The sequence below is a fragment of the Longimicrobium sp. genome, from assembly GCF_036280135.1.
Classification (GTDB): domain Bacteria; phylum Gemmatimonadota; class Gemmatimonadetes; order Longimicrobiales; family Longimicrobiaceae; genus Longimicrobium.
This window is the reverse complement of record NZ_DASURI010000310.1, coordinates 1-3,152: the sequence shown is the minus strand read 5'-3', so window position 1 is coordinate 3,152 and position 3,152 is coordinate 1. Positions and strand designations below refer to the sequence as shown.

General features: G+C 74.3%; 2 protein-coding genes. Both read left to right on the top strand.

Annotation, left to right across the window (positions count from 1 at the left end):
* Window positions 1-527 precede the first annotated feature (527 nt).
* The gene (locus tag VFZ20_RS09910; protein WP_329683707.1) at window positions 528-1,673 is read left to right on the top strand and encodes a hypothetical protein; all 1,146 of its coding nucleotides are present in this window, start codon (window positions 528-530) and stop codon (window positions 1,671-1,673) included.
* A 224-nt stretch (window positions 1,674-1,897) separates the two neighbouring features.
* Window positions 1,898-3,152 (top strand): PASTA domain-containing protein (locus tag VFZ20_RS09905; protein ID WP_329683706.1); only part of this gene is annotated, 1,255 nt, incomplete at its 3' end.

Below are 3,152 nucleotides of genomic sequence, written 5' to 3'. Positions count from 1 at the left end.
GCCCTCTCCCCCGACCGCCTTTTTGCTCGTTCCTCGCAACGGCGGTCGACCCCTCCCCCAACTTCGGGGGAGGGGTGGCGAGCGGGCAGGCTCAGCGCGCGGAACTGAGCCTGTGCATGAGGGACGCGTCGCTGTCGGCGCGAACCATCGGAGTGTGGAGGTGCCGTTATCCTCAATGCGAAGCGAGGTAGGTGCGAGCGAGCGCGCAGTCTGCGTTGCGCGCTGCAGTCTGGGGGAGGGGCACTTCGCCTCTGGGGACCATCTGCCCCACGAGGATCATCCGCTCTCGCCACGACCTCCGCCCCGATGCAGATCGCCCGTTTGAAGTCTACACCCTCTCCCGCGCAGTTTGCGGGAGAGGGTGGGTGAGCTTTGCGAACCCGGGTGAGGGCCCCCGGATGAGGGTCATCGTCTCCCTTGTCCACCCCCCGCGCCCGCGCCTATCTTGCGCCCGCGCCGGACGATCCGGCCGGCGCACCCACCAAACGCGTTTCCGTTCCACCTTTCCCGATACAGAGAACCATCCCATGACGATCTCTCGTCGCGCCGCCGCCGTGTGCGTTGCGCTGGCGTGCGCCGCCGCGCTGCCGGTCCAGGCGCAGCGCGCGTTTCCCACCCTGCGCGTGGGGCAGAGCCTGCAGGGGCGCCTGTCGCAGTCCGACCCGCAGATGTACGGGCGCGGCCGCTTCAAGGTCTACCAGTTCCGCGCGCAGCCCGGCGTGCGCTACGTGGCCACCCTGCAGTCCGCGGATTTCGACGCGTACCTGCACGTGGCGCGCACCGTGGGCGGCCTGACGGACTACATGCTCACGGACGACGACGGCGGCACCGAGACCAACTCGCGCCTGCGCTTCACGGTCCCCACGGCCGGCACGTACATGCTCGTGGCCCAGTCGCTGGGCGAGGACGGCACGGGCGCGTTCACCGTGGCGCTGGACACGGCCACCATCCGCCGCCCCGTCGCGCGCGACGTGCGCCCCGGCGAGACCATCCGCGGCGAGCTCACGGACGACGACGCCGACTACGCCGACGCGGGCGGCGACACCGTGAGCGCTTCGGGCTTCTACGACCTGTACCGCTTTTCGGGCCGCGCCGGGCAGCGCGTGCGCGTCCGCATGCAGATGGAGGAGTTCATCCCCAACGTGGCCGTGGGGACGATGGAGGACGGCGAGTTCGTCGCGATCCAGTCCTCGGAGACGAGCGGCACCGTGACGCTGCGCCTGCCGGAGGATGGCACGTACTACGTGCAGGCCGGTGCCTACGGCGAGGTCACGGGTGACTACTCGCTCACCATCGACGACCGCACCAACGCCCCCGCGCCGCGCACCACGGCCGTCCGCCGCGGGCAGACCGTCACGGGCGCGCTGGCCTCCGGCGACGCCGAGCTCGACGACGGCCGCCTGCACGACGCGTATTCGTACACGGGCCGCGCGGGCGAGCGCATCCGCATCAGCATGTCGTCCGACGAGTTCGACACGTTCATCGTCCTGGGGCGGATGGTGGACGGCGAGTTCCAGGAGCTGGAGAGCAACGACGACGCGGAAGGGGGCGAGGGCACCAACTCCGTCCTCGAGGTGGAGCTCCCGGACGACGGCCGCTACATCATCCAGGCGACGTCGTTCGCCGCCGACTCCGAGGGCGACTACCGCCTGACGGTCGGCGGCGGCCGCTGAGCCGGACGGCGGTACGAAGGTACGGCTTGATCCGTCGGCCGATGCGGTTCCGCCCCCGCCCGTTGTTTACGGGCGGGGGCGGAGTGCGTTGTGCGACAATCTGATACGGCCCTCGCGCCCGTTGCGCGCGCGGGGGATGCGGATTATCGTCCTCTTTCAAGCACGTGCCCGGCGCGCACCCCTTTCGCGCGGCGGGAACGCTCCGATCGCTTTCGCGGAGTCCGATGTCCCCTCCCCCCAATCGATCCGTCCTGCTGCGGCTGGCCGTCGCGCTCGCCTGCGCGGTGCTGCCGGGCGCGCTGCACGCGCAGGACACGCTCAAGATCCCCACGGCCACCACCACCGCGCCGCGCGTCCCCCGGCCCACGGGCAGCGTCCTCGCCCGGCCGCCCGTCGTCACGCAGCCGTCCGCCGCGGACGCCGACGCGGGGCAGGACCTCGTCACGGTGCCCAGCCTCTCCGGGCGCTCGGTGGACGAGGCGCGGCGCATCCTGGCCGGCGCCGGGCTCCTGGTGGGCCGCGTCGCCGAAGGACAGGGAGAAGGCACGCCGGGCAGCATCCTCCAGCAGCAGCCGCGCGCCGGCTCCGTCGTGGCCCGCCGGTCCGACGTCCGCCTGTGGATCGTCCCGCGCCAGCAGCAGGCGCCGCCCGTCACCTACCGTCCGCCCGCGTCGCAGGAGCCGGCGCGCGTCACCGTCCCCCGGCTCATCGGGCGGACGACGGGGGATGCGCGCGCCGCGCTGGCCGCCGCGGGGCTGGAAGTGGGCGCCGTGGCGGAGGTGGCGGGCGCGGGAACGCCGGGGACGGTCGTCCGCCAGCTGCCCGCCGCCGGCTCGCCCGTGGAGCCCAAGTCCACCGTGCGGCTGTGGGTGGTCCCCGCGCGCGTCGCCGCGGACCCGCCGCGGGACAGCCTGGTGCGCGTGCCCAACCTGGCCGGCCGCACGCCGGAGCAGGCCCGCGCCGCGCTCGCCTCCGCCGGCCTGCGCCTCGCCGGCGTGGCGGAAGGGACGGGTACCGGCACGCCGGGGACGGTCGCGCGGCAGCAGCCCGCCGCGGGCGCCGCCGTGGCGCCGGGAAGCGGCGTGCGGCTGTGGACCGTCCCCGTGCAGGTCGCCACCCGGCCCGATTCGCCGGTGCAGGACCCGAAGCCGCCCGTCCAGCAGCCGGCGCAGAATCCCCCCGTCCAGGACCCCACGCGGACGCCGCCCGTGCAGAATCCGCCCGCGGCGGATTCCGCGCGGACGCCCGTGGAGCCGCGGACGCCGGACTCGCTCGCCGTGCCGGACGTGCGCCGGCTTACGCTGCGGGAGGCGCGGGCGGAGCTGGAGCTGCTGGGGCTGGCCGTCGCGCTGGACGCGGGGATGGCGGACAGCGCCGCGTGGACCGTTCGCGCGCAGCAGCCCGGCCCCGGCGCGCGCTTGGCGACGGGTGGCGTGGTGGCGCTCCTGCTCGATCCGCCCGCCGCGGGCGCCGTCGCGG

Excerpts from the sequence above, each read along its gene's own strand:
- VFZ20_RS09910 (WP_329683707.1), top strand. The coding sequence starts at position 528 with ATGACGATCTCTCGTCGCGCCGCCGCCGTGTGCGTTGCGCTGGCGTGC.